Below are 18,174 nucleotides of genomic sequence, written 5' to 3'. Positions count from 1 at the left end.
TGAATCCAATCAGCGCGGCAGTCAGGCACCCGGCCCGCCGACGCCCCGACCCCGAACCGATCCCGGCTCAACCGCCCGTCCGAGAGGAACCGACCGTGGCCGCTCCCGAGACCTCCACGACTTCCACGACTTCCGCGACGTCGAACGCCGCCGAACCGCTGTACGCCGTCGACCTCATCACCTTCTACCACCCGGCGTTCTGGGGCCTGGACAGCTACGAAGAGCTCGTCGCCAAGACCGCCGCCGAACCGCGCTGGTTCTGGGACCGCTGCCTCGGAGCGCTCCGCGACGCCGGCATCACCGGACTGGAGATGACCTTCCCGCCCGGCGACCGGCACTCCGCCGTCGCCGCGTACGGATCACCCGAAGGCTTCGCCGAAGCCCTCAAGGACCACGGACTCACCCTCGTCAGCGGCTTCTTCGCCGACATCGACCGCGTCGACTGGCGCACCCCCGACGGCCGCCGCGAGGTGCTGCGCTCCGCCGCCGACTACGCCGACTTCCTCCAACGCGCCGGCGGCACCGTCCTCGTCGCCGGCCTGCCGCTGCGCCGCACGCTCGGCGCACTGCCCGCGAGCTTCGTCGACATGGCCACCGCCGAGCCGCTCGCCGCCCTCCTCAACGAGATCGGCCACACCACGCTGCGCCACGGCGTGCGGCTCGCCCTGCACACCGAGGCCCACTCGATGCTGTGCACCGGCCGCGACGTCGACCTGTTCATGCTGCTCACCGACCCGATGTACGTCGGCCTGTGCCCCGACACCGCGCACCTGACGCTCTCCGGCGCCGACCCCGTGCACGTCGTCTCCCGACACCGCGAACGCATCGTCATCGCGCACTGGAAGGACGCCCTCGGCCCCGCGCCGATGGACGTGGAGATCGACGAACAGGTCTACGTCGCGCACCAGCCGTACTTCTGCCCGCTCGGCAGCGGCGTCGTCGACTGGTTCGCGTGGGCCCGCCTGATGCGCGAGATCGGCTTCACCGCGCCCACACTGCTGGAGCTCGACATGGCACCCGACCCGGTCGCGGAGATGCGCGCGGCGCGGCGGTTCGTGTCCACCGCGCTCGCGCCCCTCTACACGTGAAGCACCTGAGGCGAGGTCACGCCTCCAGCGCGAACCCGACCAGGACGGCAGCGCTCACCGACACCTCGCCCGGCGCGAGGTCGCCGGGCCTGCCGCCGCCTCCACCACCGGCGCGGATCGATATGCCGCCTTTGTAGACGACCTCCGCGTCGGCGTCCTCGGTGTCCTGGATGTGCAGCACGCGCCCGACCCGTACGCCCGCGGCCTCCGCGTACAGTTCCGCCTTCGCGCGCGCCGCCGCCACGGCGTCGCGCCGGGCCTGCGTACGCAGCGCGTCGCGGTCGGCCGCGTCGAACTCCACCTGCTGGACGTCGTTGGCGCCCGCGTCGATGACGTCCACCAGCACGGCCTCGAGCCGGTCCAGGTCGCGCAGCCGCACCGTGAAGCCCGCGGCGCACTCGTAGCCGGCGAACTCGCGGCGGTTGTCGAGGTACTGCCACTCGGTCGTCACCTGGATCCGCGACACCGCGACGTCTGTGTCCGCGACGCCGTGTCCGCGCAGTACTTCGCGGACCCGGTTGACGTGCGACCGGGTCGCCGCGAACGCCTCCGGTGCCTCGGAACGGGTCTGCCGCACAGCGACACGGATACGTGCGAGATCGGGCGCCGCCTCAACGGTGGCCGCCCCGAAAACCGATGCTCCCCAGGGGGTTTCTATCTGTCCAGTACGCATATGAAGCCCATCCAACCAGTGCCTGCGGGCCCGCGCCCCCGAATTTCCGGCGGGGCGGAACACGCCACGAAGCGCGGCGGAACGCGGCCGTCGCACGGCAACGGGACGGGCCCCGGGGGAGTACCCCCGAGGCCCGTCGCGGTGTGCAGGTGTCGCGTGGATCAGCTGTGCGCGGCCGCCACCAGGTCCGGCAGCAGCTTGGCCGCGTTCGGCGTACCGAGGCCCGTGACCGGGTCCCAGCCCGTCGTGGCCGGGAAGCCCGGCACGTTCGGGTCGGCCGTGTTGTTGCCGGTGGTGACGTCGTAGAAGTCCTGCGCGTACTTGGCCGGGTCGCCGCCCAGCTTGTACAGCGCGGGGTTGATCGGCCCGAGGCCACCGCCGTTGATCTGGTCGGCGATCGCCACGAGACCGGCCCACTCCGGGCACGCCAGCGACGTGCCGCCGATGTCGTACCAACCGGTGCTGCACGGCGTGTCGCCGCACTTCAGGCCGCCCTGGCCGTCCGGCGGCAGCGACAGGTACACCAGCGCGCCGGTGCCGGAGCTGGCCTGGAGGCCGATGTCCGGAACGCCGCGCTGGGTGCCGATCGGGGTGCTGCCGACAGGCAGGTTCGCCTGGTAGTCCGGACGGTCGAACACCGAGCTGAAGCCGCCGCCGGAGAACGTCCAGCCGACCTCGGCCTGGCCCGGGAACTGCCCGCACTTGCCGGGCGCGCTCGCACTGTCCACGACCCGTCCCGAGGTCGCGTTGGTGTCGGTGCACAGGTACGTGCCGCCGACGCCGGTGACGAGCGGGTCCGACGCCGGGTAGCCGACCTCGGGGTCGGGCAGCGTGGTGCCGCCCTTCTTGACTGGGGTCTTCTTCGACCCGGAGCTGCCGTCGTCGCCCGACGACGCCAGCACGGTGACGCCGTTCTGCGCCGCCGCCTCGAAGGCGTGCCGCAGGTTCTTCAGCGACTGCGGGCTGCCGAACGCGCCCTCGGCGGTCCCGAAGGACTGCGAGATCACGGTCGCGAGGTGGTGGTCGACGACGTACTGCTCGGCGGCCATCATCTGCGGCAGGCCCTGCACGCCCAGCGTCTCCGCGGTCGGCGTGGTCACCAGCAGGATGTTCGCGCCCGGCGCCATGGCGTGCGCCATCTCGACGTCGAGTGCGACCTCGAGCGCCCAGGCGCTCTTGTTCTCCTGGCCGGTCCCCTTGCTCTTCGGCGGCGGCGCCTTGGTCGCGGGGGAGCCCTGCAGGTGCAGTTCACTGAACGTCGGCATGCCCGGTGCGCACGCCACGCCCTCTTCGCCGCACATCGCCTGCAGGCCGAAGGCCTGGTCGAAGACGTGCAGGTCGTGGGCCATGGTGTCGCTGCCGTACGAGTCGACGATGGCGATCGTCTGCCCGCGTCCGTCGAGACCGCCCGCGTACAGCGGACCGACGTTGTACGCGGCGCGTATCGCCTGCGGGCTGAAGCAGCGCCGGCCGGCCGAGGCGCACTGCGCCTGCGTCGGCGGCGTGTCACCCGCGGTCATCTGGGTGTACTCGGCGACCGCCGGACGCACCTCGGGGTACGCGGTTGCCTGCGCCCCTCCGGTGGGCGCGAGCACCAGGCCCGTAGCGGCGAGCGCGAGGCTACCCGCGCCGGCCGTGAGCCATCGGCGCACGGTTGGAGCCATCGACAGTCCTCCTGTGTGAGTTGAAGGGGACCAGCGTGAAAAACCGGACGCGGGCATGCTTGTGGCACGCCGGAGCCCGGCGGATTGCGTGGTTATGCGTGCACGCCGTGCGGAGTTTCACGGCGTGCGCGGCGAGCGTAGTGACACCTGGGTGTCCGCTCAACGGATCTTGCTATTCGTTGACCGAACAATCATTGGCGCGGGGGAGACACCCCGGCATGAAGTCGCGTTCCCGCACGCGGCGACGCCGCTGACGCGCCGTCATCTCGCGCCCGGGTGCTGCATGTGGGTGAACACCGGGTGCCGACCCGCGCCCGGCCGGTGACGATGGATCCGAATGCACCCACACCACCGCCGGAAACGCGGGAGGAAACCATGGCCGTCGACACCGAGCGCCTGCGCCGCTGCCGGGTCGCCGTCGATCTGGGGTCCTCGCGCGTGCGCGTGGCCCTCCGTGGCAAGGGACTGGTCGTCGACGCGCCCAGTGCCGTCGCCATCGACCTGCGCTCCGGAAAGGTCGTCGCCGCCGGGGACGCCGCGGCGACGCTGGACGGCCGCAGCCCCGACCACATCCGCGTCTCGCGGCCGCTGCTCGGCGGGGCCGTCGTCCAGCCCGACATCGTCGGCGAGATGCTGCGCTGCATGCTCGGCAAGCACCGCGTCGTCTCGGCCGCCGGCCGGTTCGGCCGCGACGCGGTGACCGCCATGCCGCAGCACCTCAGCGCCGACAACCGCGGCGCCGTGAAGACCGCGCTCGGCCGCATCGGGCTGCGCCACGTCGAGATGGTCGAGGCGCCGCTCGCCGCCGGGGTCGGCTGCGGCGTCCCGTTGCACGACCCCAGCCCGGCCGTCGTCGCCGTGTGCGGCGCGTCCATGACCCAGGTCGCGGTGCTCTCCAGCGCCTACTCGCTGTTCACCGAGACGCTCCACGTCGGCGGCGACGAGATCGCCCGAACGGTGGAAGAGCACCTGCGCCGCCGCTACTGGGTCGCCGTGTCCGCCGAACGGGTCCGCGGCCTGGTCGCCGCGCTCGACCGCGCCGGGCCCGGCACGAAGACGGTCCGCTGCTGGGACCTGCGCGAGAACCGGCCGTCCAACATGGACGTCGACATCGAGGAACTGCGCGAGGCCGTCGGCCCGCTCCTGGCCCTGGTCTCCGGCGCGGTGCGGCGCGTCATGGAACGCTGCACGCCGGACGTGGTCGTCGACGTCGCCGACCGCGGCGTCGTCCTCACCGGCGGCGCAGCCCGTTTCGAAGCCTTGCCGGGGCTGATCCGGGACGCGACCGGGATGCCCGTCCACGTCCCGGCCGAACCGGACCTCGCGGTGATCCGCGGCCTGGAACGCCTGATGGGCGGCACCTCCGCCGACCTCCCCGCCGCGGGTGAACTGATGCGCGACCCGGTCCCCGAGCCCTCGTAGCCGACCCCGACCGGCTCGCCCGGACGAACGACACGGCGCCCCGCCCCGGCTCCAAACCGGGCCAGGGCGCCGCGTCGCGCCCTCAGCAGCCGACGCTGCCCTTGCGCAGCGCGCCCACCGAACGGATGCCCTCCGGCAGGGGGTTCTCGTGTGAACGCCGGTCGAATTGCCCGATACGCACCGGGTGCGCGCGGGGCGCACGCCCCGTTGCGGGGGCGTGCGCCGTGCGGCTTGGCTTGTGTGTCCTCCTTGCGCCCCGGGTGTGGGTTCAGCGGTCCTGCTGGAGGTCCCAGAGCTCGCGGAACAGGCCCTTTTGGGCGAGGAGTTCGGGGCAGGTGCCCTGCTGCACGATGCGTCCGTGCTCCATGACGATGATCCGGTCGGCTTTGGCGACGTTCGGCAGGCGGTGTGTGACCAGGACGACGGCGCGGTCGGCGGCGTACTCGCGCAGCTGTTTGAAGATGCGGTGCTCGGCGCGCGGATCCAGGGCGCTGGTCGGCTCGTCGAGGATCAGCAGCGCGCGGTCGGGATAGAACACGCGTGCCAGGTTGACCCGCTGGAACTGGCCGCCGGACAGGTAGGTGCCGCCGAGGAACTCCTGCGTGAGCAGCGTGCGCAGGCCGCGCGGCAGGCCGTCGGCCACTTCGTCCGCGCCGGACGCGGCCAGCGCGTAGGCCATGGCGTCGTCGTGGTCGCCGCGTGGCTGGCACAGCGTCACGTTCTCACGGAACGTCACCGGCCAGCGCACCACGTCCTGCGTGAGGTACGCGACGTGCCCGAACGCGCTCGCGGGGTCCAGGTCGCGGGTGTCCACGCCGTCCCACGTGATCCGACCGGTGTCGGGCAGGACGAGGCCCGTGAGCAGGTTGGCCAGTGTCGACTTGCCCGAGCCGTTCTCGCCGACGATCGCGACCACCTCGCCCGCGTGGACCTCGAGGTCGACGCCGTCGAGGGCGCGGCGCGGCGGCGTGGACGGGTCGTCGGAGAGCGGCGTCCGGTCGGACATGTAGGTGTAGGTGATGTTCTCGGCGCGGAACACGCGCGGCCGGGTGATGACGCGGGTGCCGCGCCGCGCGCTCATGCGGTGGCCGCCGACCTCGGTGAGGAAGCGGTCCCAGTCGTCCATGTACAGGCCGATGGCGTACATCTCGGTGCCGGACGTGACGACGCCGCCGAGGGACGCGGTGACCGTGCGCAGCGCGATCACGGCGGTGCCGGCCGCGGGCACGCTCATCCGGCCCGACGCCAGCAGCCACAACACCGCCGCCCACACCAGCCCGGCGGCGAGCCCGCCGACCATCGCGCCCGCGACCGCCACCTTCGCCTCCCGCAGGGCGGCCTCCTGCACGACCCGCTGCACGCGGTCGCCGGTGCGCTCGTAACGGGCCAGCAGGTGCGGTGCGAGCCCGGACGAACGCAGCTGGTTGGCACCCCACTTCTCGGTGAGGTTCCAGCGCAGCACCGCCAGGATGTGGCGTTCGTTGCTCGTCGTGACCGAGCTCTGGTACTCGATGCGGGCGGCACGCACCGCCGCCACCCCGCGCGGCACGGCGCCGAGCAGGAGCAACGGCAGCAGCAGCGGGTGCAGATAGGTGATGACGGACGCCGCCGCGACGACCGAGGCGACGGCGGCGATGACGTTCTGGGACTGGCTCAGCAGGCCGCGCATCTGCTGCGCGCCCCGGTCGGCCGCGTTGTACTGGTGCTTGAACTCGGCGCCGTCGTACGCCTCCAGTTCGGCCGTGGTGGTGGCTTCGAGCAGCAGCATCTCGGCGCGCCGGTTGATGGACGGGGCCAGCCGCTGCGTCAGATACCGCACCGCGATGCCCAGCGCGGCGCGCGCCCCGACCGCGAGCGCGAGCCCGGTCAACGCGGGTGCGGCCTGCCAGAGCCGTTCACCGACGTCCCCGCCGCCGATCACCGCGGTGATGGTCGACGTGGTGGCGAGCAACCCCGCCGCCTCCAGCACCCCGGCGGCGACCTGACAGACCAACAGCGCGATCAGGGCCCGCCGGTCGCAGATCCAGCCCAGCTTGAGCGCCTTGCCCACCAGATGCGGCAGCCGCGCCGCCATCGCCCGCGTCGTGACCCGGGCGACGGCCTCGTCGTTTTCCGCCCCGGGCGCGTTGATCGTGTAGTCCTCATCCTCGTCCGTGCCGCCGTCGGGCGCGGCGGTCGAGGGTGCGGCGGAACGGGGCGCGGGAACCGGGGCGGGGGTGGTGCGCACGGTGGGGACCTCCCGAAGGGCGGGGCGCGGATGGGGTGTTCAGCATCCGGTGCGGGTGGCGCGGTGCGGCAGAGCGCACAGTGGCACGGCCGCGGCGCATGGTTCGAACGCACGCTCGACCAACCGTGCGGCTGTCCGGCGAGGGCGGGGCACGTGGCCTTGGCCGAAGTGTGATGTCTCCCCGAGGGCGGGCAGTTCGGCCTGGAGATCGGAACGGCAGCGGGGGCGCTTGACGCCCTCGTGCTTGCGGAGCGGCGGGCCGGGGCCGTTCGTGGCCGTTGGGTCAATCAGGGCATCGCTGGGGACGAGTACCGCGACTTCGTGCTCGCCGGCCGCCAACGGCGTTAGGTGGCTCGGACCTTACCGCGTCATGGCGTGGGCGGTCTGGAGCAGCTCCGGCAGCGTGCCGTTGAACTCCGGGAGGAGTCGGAGGGCCACCACCCAGGCCTCTGGGTCGGTGCCGAGATGGGCGTCGGTCAGGGCCCGTATCGCGCGGAAGGCGCCGGCCATCTGGTGGGCGTCCGCGTCGCGGAACACGGTGAGGGCGGCGTGCGCGTGCGGCGTCTGGGCGAGGAGCACGCGCGGTGCCAACAGGCCGGCGTCGAAGGAGGCGCGGACCAGGCCGTCGCCTGCGCCGTTGGTGAGCGTGCGGAGCTGACGCAGCCCTGCGGCCTTGGTGCTGCCGCGCGGGTGGGGGTCCCTCTTCCGGGAGCGAGAACCCCGGGGCGGGGGCGGATCCACCGGCGCGTCACGGCGCGTCAGGAGCGGGGCCGGGCAGCCGGGTTGGTCGCCCAGGACGTCCAACACCGCCTGGCACCATGGTTGATCCTTGTCCTCCTGGAGGATCAGCGGCCACTGGAGCGCGTCGTGGGGTGCGCGCAGTAGCAGGCCGGCCGACCTCCCCGCGAAGTCGTTCGGCTCGCCTCGGTGGGCGTGTCTCCCGCGCTGACGCTGGTCCAGCTCGCGCAGTCGCTGGACGACGACCGGTGTCCGTCCCTCGCTCTCGATCAGCCGCCCGAGCACCTGGCGGCCGTCTCGCTCCTTGAACGCCTGCGCGGCGAGCCGGTGCTTCGCGGCGGGGAGCGGCGTCGCCTGACGGAGCGCCTCGGAAGCCGCCTCGCGTCCGGCGAGGCGCCAGACGTTCAGGCAGCCGCGCAGCACGACGCCGACGCCGCCTACGTTCCCGCCGTCCATCCGGATGCCGCGCATGGCGTATCTGACGACGGTCGGGTCGTCCGCTTCGACGAACGCGTAGAGCTCGGCCTGGCTGTGCCGGCTGATCCGGTGGTCGAAGAGGTCCGGCGGCGGCCCGGTGACCTCCATCGTGCGCAGCAGCAGCTCACGGGTGGCCCGCGGATGGCGCCTGAGCCGGCTTGCTGTCTCGTGGTCGGGATGCTCGGCGAGCCGCGCCAGGAACTCCAGCTCCAGGCAGGGGTTCTTGGCCAGATCGCGGCGGTCCTCGGGGCGGCCGTGGGCGACGACGTGGTCGATGACCGGACGGCCGTGCGGCGGCGGGATCGCCAGCACCGCCCGCCGGGTCTCGTCGTCGACGCGCCCGAGCACCGCGTTGAGCACGTCGCGCGGCGCTTGGCCGAGCAGAAGCGTGCGCGTCAGCGACATCGAGTCTCCCCCCTGAGGCGGTCAGGCTAGCGAGGGTGCGGCGAGCGGGGCGCGGCAGTTTCGGCGCGTGGACTGCGGGAACTCCACCTCGTCGCGGACCGACTACCTCGGCACGGAATGCCGCCTCGGACGCGGCGTCGCGAGGGAGCGGAGCGTACGTGCACCACGGCAAGACAACCGCGGCGGCTGGAGCGGGGCCGACGCCGGACCTGCTCCCGGCGGCGCGCGGAGCGGGATCGGGGGCGGGGCGTCCGGCGCGCACGCTGTTCGGGTTCGTGCTGCTGCTCGCCGTGCTCGCGGTGTTCGCGTACGCGGCGGGACGCGCGGCCGGGCCTGTCGCACCGGGGCTGGTGCCGGGGGATGGGGGCGGGGGAGGGGGAGCGGGAGGCCACGGGCACAACGGGGCGCCGGTGTTGCGGCCGTTTGTGCCGGGCGTCTCGACGTCCTCGGTGCAGATGCAGTTGGCGTCGTTGAGCGGCGGCTCCGGGGGGACGCACGGTGTTGCTGCCGACGGGCAGGTGGGGGCGTGAATCGGCGTACGGGCAAGTCCGGTTCGCTGGTGGGCGCGCCTGCCGAGCGTCGTGCCCCGTCAGCCACGCTCACTGCGGCCGCTGAGTCGACCCGGCCCACCGCTCATCCCGACCTCGTCACCGAACTCGCCGTCGACGGCATGACCTGCGCCGCGTGCGTCTCGCGCGTCGAGCGCAAGATCGCCCGCGTCGAGGGGGCGCGTGCAGGGGTGAATCTGGTGACCGGGCGCGCGCGGGTCACGCACCCCGCGTCCGTGACCCCGTCGGAACTGGTGGCCGCCGTCGAGAGCGCGGGCTACGCCGCGCGCGTGCTGGCACCGGACCACGCCCCTGCCGAGGCGCCGCGCGACGACCGGCCGACCCTGTGGCACGTCGCCGTCACCGCCCTGTTCGCCGTCCCGGTCATCGTGCTGTCGATGGCGAGCGGGCTGCAGTTCGACGGCTGGCAGTGGCTGTGCTTCGCGCTGTCCGTCCCCGTCGTTACGTGGGGCGCGTGGGGGATCCACCGCCGTGCGTGGCGCGCGCTGCGGCACGCGGCCGGGACGATGGACACGCTGGTCAGCCTCGGCGTCGTGGCGTCGTTCGGCTGGTCGGTGTACGCACTGGTGTTCGGCGGCGCGGGTGCGTCGGACCTGCGCATGCCGTTCTCGCTCACTGTCGGATCGGGCGGCGCGGGCCACCACCTCTATCTCGAAGCGGCCGTAGGAGTACCGCTGTTCGTGCTCTGCGGGCGCCTGCTGGAGGGCCGTGTCGGGCGGCGCACCGGGTCCGCGCTCCGCGCGCTCGCCGAACTCGCCGTGAAGGACGCGACCGTCGTCGACGAGGACGGCACCGAACGTCAAACGCCTGTCGAACACCTGCTCCCCGGAATGCTCTTCGCGGTGCGGCCCGGCGAGCGGATCGCGACCGATGGCGTCGTCGTCGAAGGGGCGTCCGCGGTCGATATGTCGATGCTCACGGGGGAGAGCGCGCCCGTGGAGGTCGGGCCCGGGAACCACGTCGTCGGCGGGACGCTCAACGCTGGCGGGCGGCTGGTCGTCCGTGCGACGGCCGTCGGACGCGACACCCAACTCGCCCGCATCACCCGTCTGGTCGAAGAGGCCCAGGCCGGCAAGGCCCGCGCGCAGCGGGTCGCCGACGCCGTCGCGGCCGTCTTCGTACCGTGCGCGCTCGCGGTGTCGGTGTGTGTCCTCACGTTCTGGCTCGGCGCCCAGGCCGACCCCGAGGCCGCCGTCTCGGCCGCGGTCGCGGTCCTGGTCGTCGCGTGCCCGTGCGCACTCGGGCTCGCCACCCCGACGGCACTCCTCGCCGCGACCGGGCGGGGTGCCGAACTCGGCATCCTCGTCCGGGGCCCGCAGGCGCTGGAGAGCCTGCGCCGCGTCGACACCGTGCTGCTCGACAAGACCGGCACGCTCACCACGGGCCGCATGCGGCTGCTCGCCACGGCGGCCGTGCCCGGCGAGGACCCCGACGCGGTACTGCGCCAGGCCGCCGCCGTCGAACAGCATTCCGAACACCCGATCGGCCGCGCCCTGACCGCGGCCGCGCACCGCGGATCCGACGACCGCCTGCCGACCGCCACGGAGTTCACCGCGCGGCCGGGCCACGGCGTCGAGGGGACGGTCGACGGGGTACGGGTTCGCGTCGGCCGTCCAGGGCCACGGCGTACGGACGCACTGCCCCAGGCCCTCACCGACGCACTGGCACACGCCGACCAGGCCGGCTCGACGGCGGTAATCATGACGCGTGACGACAAGCCCGTCGCCGTGTTCGTCCTCGGCGACGCGGTACGCCCCGACAGCTACCGCACCGTGCACCGCCTCCGCGCCCTCGGCCTGACCCCGGTGCTGGTCTCCGGCGACGCCCTGGCCGTCACCCGGGCGGTCGGCGACGAACTCGGCATCGGCACGGTCCACGCCGCGGTGAGCCCGGCCCGCAAGGCGGAGCTCGTCGCCGAACTGCAGGCCGCCGGCCGTACCGTGGCGGTCGTCGGCGACGGGGTGAACGACGCGGTGGCCCTGGCCGCCGCCGACCTCGGAATCGCCCTGCACACCGGCACCGACGCGGCCATCGGCGCCGCCGACGTGACACTGCTGCGCGACGGCGTCGAGGCCCTCGTCGACGCGGTACGGCTCGCCCGGCGCACACTCGCCACCATCCGCGCCAACCTGTGGTGGGCCTTCGGCTACAACACGGTGCTGATCCCCATGGCCGCGCTGGGGCTGCTCAACCCGATGCTGGCGGGGCTGGCCATGGCGGTGAGTTCGCTGCTGGTGGTCGCGAACAGCGTACGGCTGCGCACCTGGCGCCCACGGACGGCACCGCGGCGTGGGCGGAAGCCAGGCGCCGCACGGCCGTTCGCGGAGGTGTCGGCATGACAGGCCTCCCGACGCTCCTGTCCCGCCGCGCCCGCCGCGCACTCGCCCGCGCCCGCGCCCGCGCCAGTGTCTGGCTCGCCCTCCTCCGCCCGGCCGCCGCCCCGATCGCCGCAGCGCTGGCCGCCGTGCTGCTGCTCTCAGCCTGGGCGTCCTCGGGCGCCGCCGGCCGGGCGCGGCCCCTACGCGTCCAACCGGGCGTCGTACTGCTGCCGACGTCCGACGACGCCCAGGCCACCTCGGCGTTCTTCCGCATCGAGAACCCGGGCGACGTCCCCGACGACCTGATCGAGGCCCGCACCGACGCCGCCGCCCGCGTGGAACTGAGCACCCACAAGCACGCTGCCATGAGCGGAACCCCACGCACCGCCAAGGCCCTGGCCGTCCCGCCCCGAGGCCGCCTGGCCATGTCACCCATGGGCGACGACCTGGTCCTGATCCGTCCGCACAAGCTCGCACCGGGCGAACGCGTGGAGTTCACCCTCCGTTTCCGCCGCACCGGCGAAGTCCGCATCAGCGCCGTGGCCGTCCGAGCCGTCGACCTCCGCGAGGCCCTGACCCAACTCAACGCCCCACCACCCGACCCGACGTCCGCAACGCGCTGACGGACCCAGCGCTGCGCGTCCACGAGGCGACCTCCGTCGGGCCGGGGCGGCCGGGCGGGACGCCGCAGGTCGCACCCGCGAAGCGCGGCGGGCACCTGGGTGTGTCAGGCGTCCTTGTCATGATGACCGTCATGGACGCCGATACGCCGGCCGAGGCGGTCATCCCGATCCTCCGCGTCGCCGATGCCGCCCTGGCGTGCGACTGGTACGCCCGACTGGGCTTCGTCAAAACCTGGGAGCACCGCTTCGAGCCGCATTTCCCGGCCTTCGTCGAGGTCGCCCGCGGCCCGGTCCGTCTGTTCCTCTCCGAACACGAAGGCGATGCGCGTCCGGACACCCTCATCTACCTTCGCCTGCGCGATCTGCCCGCCGTCGCAGCCGAGTTCGGCACCGCGATCCAGGAGCAGCCGTGGGGCGCGGAACTCGCCCTGACCGACCCTGACGGCAACCGCCTCCGCATCGGCCCACCGGAGCCGGAGCAGGGGTAGGACCGGCGCCACGGCAACGCGACTCGACCGGATCGCCGTGCAGGTCCGGAGCGGCGTGGACGGCGAATCGCCGCAGGGGGTTGGGCTGACCTGCTGCCGTGGGCACCTGGATGGCTGCACCGTTCCTGGCCTGCCTCGCGATCGGTGGCCTCCCGCCCCTCCCGCTTTCGATTTTCGCGCGGCCGTCCCGCGCGTCAAGCCGCAGCATGGCCAACGCTGTTGAAGGCGGCCTGTCCAGGGGTGGAGGGGGCGGCTTGACCCGCGGGCCGTCCGCGCTGAACATCCTTGGCACCTGCGGGAGGGGCGGGAGGTGTGGCGCCGCTACCCGCGCTTTGCGTCGCCGGGCTGCGGTCCCAGCGTGGTGGGCGCCCGGCGCTGCCGGTCGGTGTTGGTCGGGTGCCGGGGCGGGTCGCGCCGCCGGGCTGCGGTCGCCGACCTCTCATCTCTCACTGACAACGGTTTTCAAAAGAACCAGATGGCAACATGTGGCCATTTGGTTCTTTTGACGCAAAGCCAATAGGCATTCAGGCGCCTCAATGCCCCGATTTGGTGCGATATGAGAACCGTGAAGCGTGGTCACCGGTCGTCAAAGGCGGCCGCCCACCCCACCCCGGGACCGCAGGACGGCGACGCAAGGCGCCCGATGCGCCTCCACACCGCCTCCCCCTCCCGATAGTTGCCGAGGTTTTAAGCGCGGCCGGGCGGCTGTCAAGGCGCCCCCTCGAAACGGGCGAGGCCGCATGAACAGGGTTGGCCCCACCGCGCCTTGACAGCCGTTCGGCCGCGCGGACAATCCGAAATCGGGAGGGGGAGATGGACACCGCCGGCAGGCAGGCCAGGGGACCGTGCATGGCCGACGATCTCCACGCCGCAGCAGGCCGCCGCAACCCGAACTGGTCCTCCCGCGCTGAGCAAGCGCCGCGGGTCAGACCTCCTTCACGGCCTGGTCGATGAGGGCCGCGACGTCGTCCGGGCGGGAGGCGAGCGGGGCGTGGCCGGCGTCCAGGGTGATGGTCGAGCGGGCCTTCATCTGTTCGGCCATCCACGCCTCGGTGATCGGCGGGATCATCCGGTCCTGCGTCGAGACCTGGTACCAGCAGGGCTTGTCGCGCCACGCGTCGTGGAAACCGGCGAAGTCGATCCACAGGTAGCCGTCGGCGTCCGGCTTGAGGAACCCGTCGGGGATCGGCTCACCGTCGCGTGCCAGCAGCCCGCCCAGGTTCTCACCCTCGTCCGGGGCGAACGCCGCGATGTAGACCAGCCCCGCGACATTCGGCGCCCGGCCCCCAAACCGGCCGAACCGGTCAAAGAACGGGAGTCGGCTGCGCCGTTCGCGTGGCCGAGCGTACGCTGACGCGCACGGCGTTCGACACGTTCCGGAGTTGATCGGACGCGTAGCGTGCATGTCGATCAGGGGGCAGCGATGACCGATTCCGCCGGCTCGGACAAGGGGGACGCGGCCCCACCACCGCAACCCGAACTGGTCCTGGACGAGGGGGATATCGCCAGCGACTTCTTCCGGGCGCTGGGCCGACAGGTCCGGGTGCTGCGGGAGCGGAAAGGCTGGTCCCGCCGGGAGTTGGGCAGCCGGGTCGGCTACGGCGAAGACCAGATCATGTCGCTCGAACTGGGCCGGAGGGTCCCGCAGGAGCAGTTCCTGAGGAGCGCCGACGAAGTGCTGGACGCTGGCGGACTGTTGCTGGCCACGATCGAAGACGTCGGGAAAGCGAAGGTGAAGGCGCGCGTCAAGCATCCGGACTGGTTCCGGGACTATGCGCGCTTGGAGGCCAAGGCGGTTGAACTCGCCTACTTCAGCACCATGACGTTCCCGGGTGTCATGCAGACCGAGGCCTACATGCGAACGCTCTTCTCCGGGCGCCGCCCCATCCTCGACGACCAGACCATCGAGGAGCGCGTCGCGGCGAGGATCGAGCGGCAGCGCCTCTGGACCCGCTGGCCACCGCCGACGGTGAACTGCGTCGTCGAGGAATCGGTGCTGCGTCGGCCGCTCGGTGGGGTGGCGGTCTTGCGCGAACAACTGGAACGGCTGGCCGAACTCGCCAGCCTGCGCTGGTGCGAGGTGCAGGTCATGCCCACGGGCTGCCATGAGCATCCCGGCGTGGCAGGGCCGTTCACGCTCATGCACTTTCGCGACCGCAGCCCGATCGCCTATGTCGAGGTGCACGACGTGAACCGACTGATCGGTGACCGGTCTGAGGTGCATGTTCTGGCGACCAAGTATGGGAGCATCCGAGCCAAGGCCCTTGAGCCCGAGGCGTCTGCGTCGCTGATCAGCGAGATTCTGGGAGCGCTATGAACACCAACGCCCAAGCGCGGACTTTTCCGTCGGCGTGGATCAAGAGCAGCTACAGCAGCGATGAAGGCGGGGAATGCGTCGAGGTCCGGGCCTTGTCCGATGTGGCGCAGGTCCGGGACTCCAAGGTCGCGGCCGGCCCCCGGCTCGCGTTTCCCGTCGGGGCGTGGGCGGAGTTCGTCGGGCGGGCTGCGCGCGACTGAACGACACGCAAACGCCGGACCGCCCGGCTGGAGTGTTCCAGCCGGGCGGTCCGTGGTGCTTGACGCCCTGCGTCAGCCCCACAACTGGGCAGGGCGTTCAGCGGTGGTGGATCAGACGTTCACGCCGTGCGCGCGCAGGTACGCGATCGGGTTGATGTCCGAGCCGTAGCTCGGGCCGGTGCGGACCTCGAAGTGCAGGTGCGGGCCGGTCGAGTTGCCGGTCGAGCCGGACAGGCCGATCTGCTGGCCGGTGGAGACCTTCTGGCCGACCGACACGGAGATCGAGGACAGGTGGCCGTACTGGGTGTACTTGCCGTCGGCGTGCTTGATCACGACGTTGTTGCCGTACGCGCCGCCCCAGCCGGCCTCGACGATGACGCCGGAGGTGACGGCCTTGACGGAGGTGCCGGACGCGGCGGTGAAGTCCTCACCGGTGTGGCCGTGCGACCACAGCGAGCCGGAGTTGCCGTACGAGCCGTGCGGGGCACCCGGGACCGGGCGGACGTAGCCGGACGAGGAGACGTCCGAGCTTGCGCTCGCCGTCTTCTTCACCACGTTCGTGGAGGCCGACTTGGCGGTGTCCTTGCTCTGGGCGAGCTTCGAACCGGTCGAGTTCGACTCGGCCTTCGGGGCCGCGACCGAGGTCGACGGCGCCTCCGCGGCCGGCTTCGCCGCGGCGGGCTTCTCGGCCGGGGCCTGGGCGACGGCCTTGCCGCTCAGGGTCAGCTTCTGGCCCGGGTAGATGACGTTCGGGTTGCCGCCGATGACGCTGCGGTTGTCCTGGTAGAGCTTGTGCCAGCCACCGGCCACGTCGTGCGCGTCGGCGATCTTGAACAGGGTGTCGCCGGCGACCACGGCGTAGGTGCTCGCGGCGGCGACCGGGGCCTGCTCGGTCTTCGCCTCGGCCTGCGGGGCGGCCTTGACCTCGGTGCGGGCCTCGGAACGCGACGCGCGGTCCTCGGTCGGCTGCGGCGCGGCGGCCGGCTTGGCCTCGGCCTTCGGCGCGGCGGCCTTCGGCGCGGCGGCCTTGACGGCGGAGCCGGTGTCGACCTGCGGCGCGGCGCCGCCCTTGGTCAGGCCCGCCTTGATGGAGCAGACCGGCCAGGCGCCGGGGCCCTGGCTCGCCAGGACCTTCTCGGCGATGGCTATCTGCTGGCCCTTGGTGGCCAGGTCGGCGCGCTCGGCGTACTGCGTGCCGCCGAAGGCCTGCCACGTGGAGTTGGTGAACTGGAGGCCACCGTAGAAACCGTTGCCGGAGTTGATGGACCAGTTGTTGGTGCTCTCGCACTCGGCGACCTTGTCCCAGGTGCTCACCGGGGCGGCGGACGCGCTGGTCGCGCCGATCAGCGGGGCGGCGATCGCGGCGCCGGTGACACCGGCGGCAACGGCGATACGGGACTTGGTGACCAGACGCTTACGGGTTGCGGACAGCATCAAGCTATTCCTCTCCTACGCCTGCGAGGTGAGCTGTCGGGTTCGGGCTGGAGTTGCCCGGCCTGCCTGCACGACGCCCTGTCAGGGCGTTCGAGGCATGGCTTCACCCCAAGCCGTCCCGGGCGTACCGAAGTACGCCGGCGGTCCGGCGGATTTCACCTGGGTCCCCCGCTTCTGCCGTGGTTGCTTCTCAGCTGTCCCGTCCCGACCGGCGGCAGAACTCGGCGTTCCGGTGGGCGGTGTCGGTGTGGGTACCGACGACGAAGAAGGTAGACAGACGCCGTCTACGAACTCAAATCCCTTGAACCGCAAGAAAGTTTCCCGAAATTCGGGAATCGGGAATATGCCACGCGGGGTAGTGCCGGAACGCCGGTGTGTGGCGGGAATCTGGCCGCGTGTGCAGTCGGCGGCACGTTGCGTAGGGGAGGGTGACCACCTGTACCGCTGTGGTCATGATGCGTCGACTAGGTAAAGGGCAAGCAAAGTCGCCAGAAAGGTGCGTTTTGTCGGATTAGCGGGTGTCTGGGAGGGAACAGCAGGGGCCGCCTCGGTGGCTGGTGTGCACCGAGGGGCCCCTGATGCGCCGAGCCGTCAGCCGAGGCGCCCCAGAACCTCCGCGGTCACGGCCGCGACCGGGCCCAGGGCGGTCAGGATGCCCTGGAGTGCGGTGAGGAACGGACGGCGGGCCGTCGCGGTCGGGGCGGTGCGGAGGCCGTCCTCGGCGGCGTCGAGCATGGTGCGCTGTGGGCCCTCTGGCAGGCGCGGGCGCAGCTCGGCGAGGGCGGTGAGCAGGTCCTCGAAGGTCGCGTGGGTCGCGGAAGGCTGCCCGTTGTTATAGGTGACGTCACCTTCGACCTTGCCGATGTTGTGGTTGCCTCGCTGGTTGATCGTGTCGCCGGTGTGGCTGTGAAACACCGGAGTCGGTCGATCGTGCATGCGTCACGCCCCCATCGGGTTGACTTTGCCGATGTTGTGGGCGCCCAGCTGCACGATCTTGTCGCCCTTGTGGACGTAGTTCGTGATGTGGGCGACGAACTCCGCACGTTCGCTGTTGATCGCCGCGATGACGCTGTTGCGCAGGTGGACGATCTGATTCGGGTCGCGGCTGACGACCGCGCCCTGGGCGCCGGAGCCGTTGACGTCGAGGACGTAGTAGATCGTGTCGAAGGCGCCGATCCACCGGATCAGTGCGTAGACGCTGATCAGGACCGCGGCGGCGATCAGCATCCCTGACCAGGGCTGGTCGAGCGCGCCGCCCACGGCTCCGAGGACGAGCGCCACGAGGGCGGCGCGGGCGAAGCGCACGAACTCCTTCCACGCGTCCGGGCTGAGCGAATACGTCTGAACCCGAGCCATGTTCGCCACCGGGTAGGCCGCGCTGTCGATCCAGAGGATCCGCTCCCGCACCGCCACGACGGTGGTGCGGGTCTTGTCCTGCTGAACCGGCGGTGCCTGTCCCGGTGGGCCGACGGCGGGTTGGTGCGCGGGTTGGTGTGTCGAACTCATGAGGCTCCCCGTGAGGCGTCCGACG

At 72.1% G+C, this 18,174-nt stretch carries 16 protein-coding genes and 1 riboswitch; of the genes, 8 read left to right on the top strand and 8 right to left on the bottom strand.

Going from position 1 to position 18,174, the window contains the following annotated elements; translation table 11 throughout:
• Positions 1-95 precede the first annotated feature (95 nt).
• Positions 96-1,088, top strand: coding sequence for a sugar phosphate isomerase/epimerase family protein (locus QI554_RS05610; RefSeq protein ID WP_281466506.1), 993 nt, complete (start codon positions 96-98; stop codon positions 1,086-1,088).
• Positions 1,089-1,104: 16 nt separating this feature from the next.
• On the opposite strand, the gene QI554_RS05605 is transcribed toward QI554_RS05610, so the two are convergent.
• Together QI554_RS05605 and QI554_RS05600 are read right to left on the bottom strand one after the other, a co-directional pair.
• The gene (locus tag QI554_RS05605) at positions 1,105-1,761 is read right to left on the bottom strand and encodes an SIMPL domain-containing protein (protein WP_281466503.1); all 657 of its coding nucleotides are present in this window, start codon (positions 1,759-1,761) and stop codon (positions 1,105-1,107) included.
• A 161-nt stretch (positions 1,762-1,922) separates the two neighbouring features.
• The gene (locus tag QI554_RS05600) at positions 1,923-3,425 is read right to left on the bottom strand and encodes a S53 family peptidase (protein ID WP_281466501.1); all 1,503 of its coding nucleotides are present in this window, start codon (positions 3,423-3,425) and stop codon (positions 1,923-1,925) included.
• Positions 3,426-3,800: 375 nt separating this feature from the next.
• On the opposite strand from QI554_RS05600, the gene QI554_RS05595 reads away from it, so the two are divergent.
• On the top strand, positions 3,801-4,847 hold the full coding sequence (locus QI554_RS05595) for a rod shape-determining protein (RefSeq protein ID WP_281466499.1): 1,047 nt from the start codon (positions 3,801-3,803) through the stop codon (positions 4,845-4,847).
• Between the two features lie 268 nt (positions 4,848-5,115).
• Here QI554_RS05595 and QI554_RS05590 read toward each other — a convergent pair whose 3' ends face one another.
• Both QI554_RS05590 and QI554_RS05585 read right to left on the bottom strand, forming a co-directional pair.
• Complete coding sequence (locus tag QI554_RS05590; RefSeq protein WP_281466497.1) at positions 5,116-7,074, bottom strand: ABC transporter ATP-binding protein; 1,959 nt, start codon at positions 7,072-7,074, stop codon at positions 5,116-5,118.
• Between the two features lie 360 nt (positions 7,075-7,434).
• Positions 7,435-8,694, bottom strand: a complete 1,260-nt coding sequence (locus QI554_RS05585) for a hypothetical protein (protein WP_281466495.1) — start codon at positions 8,692-8,694, stop codon at positions 7,435-7,437.
• A gap of 158 nt (positions 8,695-8,852) precedes the next feature.
• Here QI554_RS05585 and QI554_RS05580 point away from each other — a divergent pair, with 158 nt between their 5' ends.
• The 4 genes from QI554_RS05580 to QI554_RS05565 all read left to right on the top strand — a co-directional run bounded on the left by QI554_RS05580 (position 8,853) and on the right by QI554_RS05565 (position 12,692).
• Positions 8,853-9,224: a hypothetical protein gene (locus tag QI554_RS05580; RefSeq protein ID WP_281466493.1), complete on the top strand. Its 372-nt coding sequence runs from the start codon at positions 8,853-8,855 to the stop codon at positions 9,222-9,224.
• Positions 9,221-11,602 (top strand): heavy metal translocating P-type ATPase, encoded by a 2,382-nt coding sequence (locus QI554_RS05575; RefSeq protein ID WP_281466491.1) that lies wholly within the window; start codon positions 9,221-9,223, stop codon positions 11,600-11,602. The genes QI554_RS05580 and QI554_RS05575 overlap by 4 nt, the downstream gene beginning before the upstream one ends.
• Positions 11,599-12,204 (top strand): copper chaperone PCu(A)C, encoded by a 606-nt coding sequence (locus tag QI554_RS05570; protein ID WP_281466488.1) that lies wholly within the window; start codon positions 11,599-11,601, stop codon positions 12,202-12,204. Before QI554_RS05575 ends, QI554_RS05570 begins: the two co-directional genes overlap by 4 nt.
• Positions 12,205-12,326: 122 nt before the next feature.
• Positions 12,327-12,692: a glyoxalase superfamily protein gene (locus QI554_RS05565; protein WP_281466487.1), complete on the top strand. Its 366-nt coding sequence runs from the start codon at positions 12,327-12,329 to the stop codon at positions 12,690-12,692.
• 925 nt (positions 12,693-13,617) lie between these two features.
• Here QI554_RS05565 and QI554_RS05560 read toward each other — a convergent pair.
• Positions 13,618-14,097, bottom strand: a complete 480-nt coding sequence (locus QI554_RS05560) for an alpha/beta hydrolase (RefSeq protein WP_281466484.1) — start codon at positions 14,095-14,097, stop codon at positions 13,618-13,620.
• Between the two features lie 18 nt (positions 14,098-14,115).
• On the opposite strand from QI554_RS05560, the gene QI554_RS05555 reads away from it, so the two are divergent.
• Entirely contained in the window at positions 14,116-15,009 is an 894-nt protein-coding gene (locus QI554_RS05555) for a helix-turn-helix domain-containing protein (RefSeq protein ID WP_281466482.1), read from the top strand.
• The gene (locus QI554_RS05550) at positions 15,006-15,209 is read left to right on the top strand and encodes a DUF397 domain-containing protein (protein ID WP_281466480.1); all 204 of its coding nucleotides are present in this window, start codon (positions 15,006-15,008) and stop codon (positions 15,207-15,209) included. The genes QI554_RS05555 and QI554_RS05550 overlap by 4 nt, the downstream gene beginning before the upstream one ends.
• A 111-nt stretch (positions 15,210-15,320) precedes the next feature.
• On the opposite strand, the gene QI554_RS05545 is transcribed toward QI554_RS05550, so the two are convergent.
• From QI554_RS05545 to QI554_RS05535, 3 genes are all read right to left on the bottom strand, one after another.
• A complete protein-coding gene (locus QI554_RS05545; protein ID WP_281466477.1) occupies positions 15,321-16,643 on the bottom strand; it encodes a transglycosylase family protein in 1,323 nt (440 codons plus the stop codon).
• Positions 16,644-16,648: 5 nt separating this feature from the next.
• Positions 16,649-16,832, bottom strand: a riboswitch (cyclic di-AMP (ydaO/yuaA leader).
• A 402-nt stretch (positions 16,833-17,234) separates the two neighbouring features.
• The gene (locus QI554_RS05540) at positions 17,235-17,579 is read right to left on the bottom strand and encodes a hypothetical protein (protein ID WP_281466475.1); all 345 of its coding nucleotides are present in this window, start codon (positions 17,577-17,579) and stop codon (positions 17,235-17,237) included.
• A 3-nt stretch (positions 17,580-17,582) separates the two neighbouring features.
• A complete protein-coding gene (locus tag QI554_RS05535) occupies positions 17,583-18,149 on the bottom strand; it encodes a DUF6232 family protein (protein ID WP_281466473.1) in 567 nt (188 codons plus the stop codon).
• Positions 18,150-18,174 lie beyond the last annotated feature (25 nt).

This window comes from Yinghuangia seranimata, from assembly GCF_029953285.1.
GTDB lineage: Bacteria > Actinomycetota > Actinomycetes > Streptomycetales > Streptomycetaceae > Yinghuangia > Yinghuangia seranimata.
The sequence above is the reverse complement of the archived record's forward strand: the minus strand, read 5'-3'. Positions and strand labels throughout refer to the sequence as shown.

Coding starts and splice junctions, on each gene's coding strand:
- QI554_RS05560 (WP_281466484.1), bottom strand. CDS start 14,097: ATGCACGCTACGCGTCCGATCAACTCCGGAACGTGTCGAACGCCGTGC.
- QI554_RS05585 (WP_281466495.1), bottom strand. CDS start 8,694: ATGTCGCTGACGCGCACGCTTCTGCTCGGCCAAGCGCCGCGCGACGTG.
- QI554_RS05600 (WP_281466501.1), bottom strand. CDS start 3,425: ATGGCTCCAACCGTGCGCCGATGGCTCACGGCCGGCGCGGGTAGCCTC.
- QI554_RS05605 (WP_281466503.1), bottom strand. CDS start 1,761: ATGCGTACTGGACAGATAGAAACCCCCTGGGGAGCATCGGTTTTCGGG.
- QI554_RS05555 (WP_281466482.1), top strand. CDS start 14,116: ATGACCGATTCCGCCGGCTCGGACAAGGGGGACGCGGCCCCACCACCG.
- QI554_RS05565 (WP_281466487.1), top strand. CDS start 12,327: ATGACCGTCATGGACGCCGATACGCCGGCCGAGGCGGTCATCCCGATC.
- QI554_RS05570 (WP_281466488.1), top strand. CDS start 11,599: ATGACAGGCCTCCCGACGCTCCTGTCCCGCCGCGCCCGCCGCGCACTC.
- QI554_RS05535 (WP_281466473.1), bottom strand. CDS start 18,149: ATGAGTTCGACACACCAACCCGCGCACCAACCCGCCGTCGGCCCACCG.
- QI554_RS05545 (WP_281466477.1), bottom strand. CDS start 16,643: ATGCTGTCCGCAACCCGTAAGCGTCTGGTCACCAAGTCCCGTATCGCC.
- QI554_RS05595 (WP_281466499.1), top strand. CDS start 3,801: ATGGCCGTCGACACCGAGCGCCTGCGCCGCTGCCGGGTCGCCGTCGAT.
- QI554_RS05540 (WP_281466475.1), bottom strand. CDS start 17,579: ATGCACGATCGACCGACTCCGGTGTTTCACAGCCACACCGGCGACACG.
- QI554_RS05550 (WP_281466480.1), top strand. CDS start 15,006: ATGAACACCAACGCCCAAGCGCGGACTTTTCCGTCGGCGTGGATCAAG.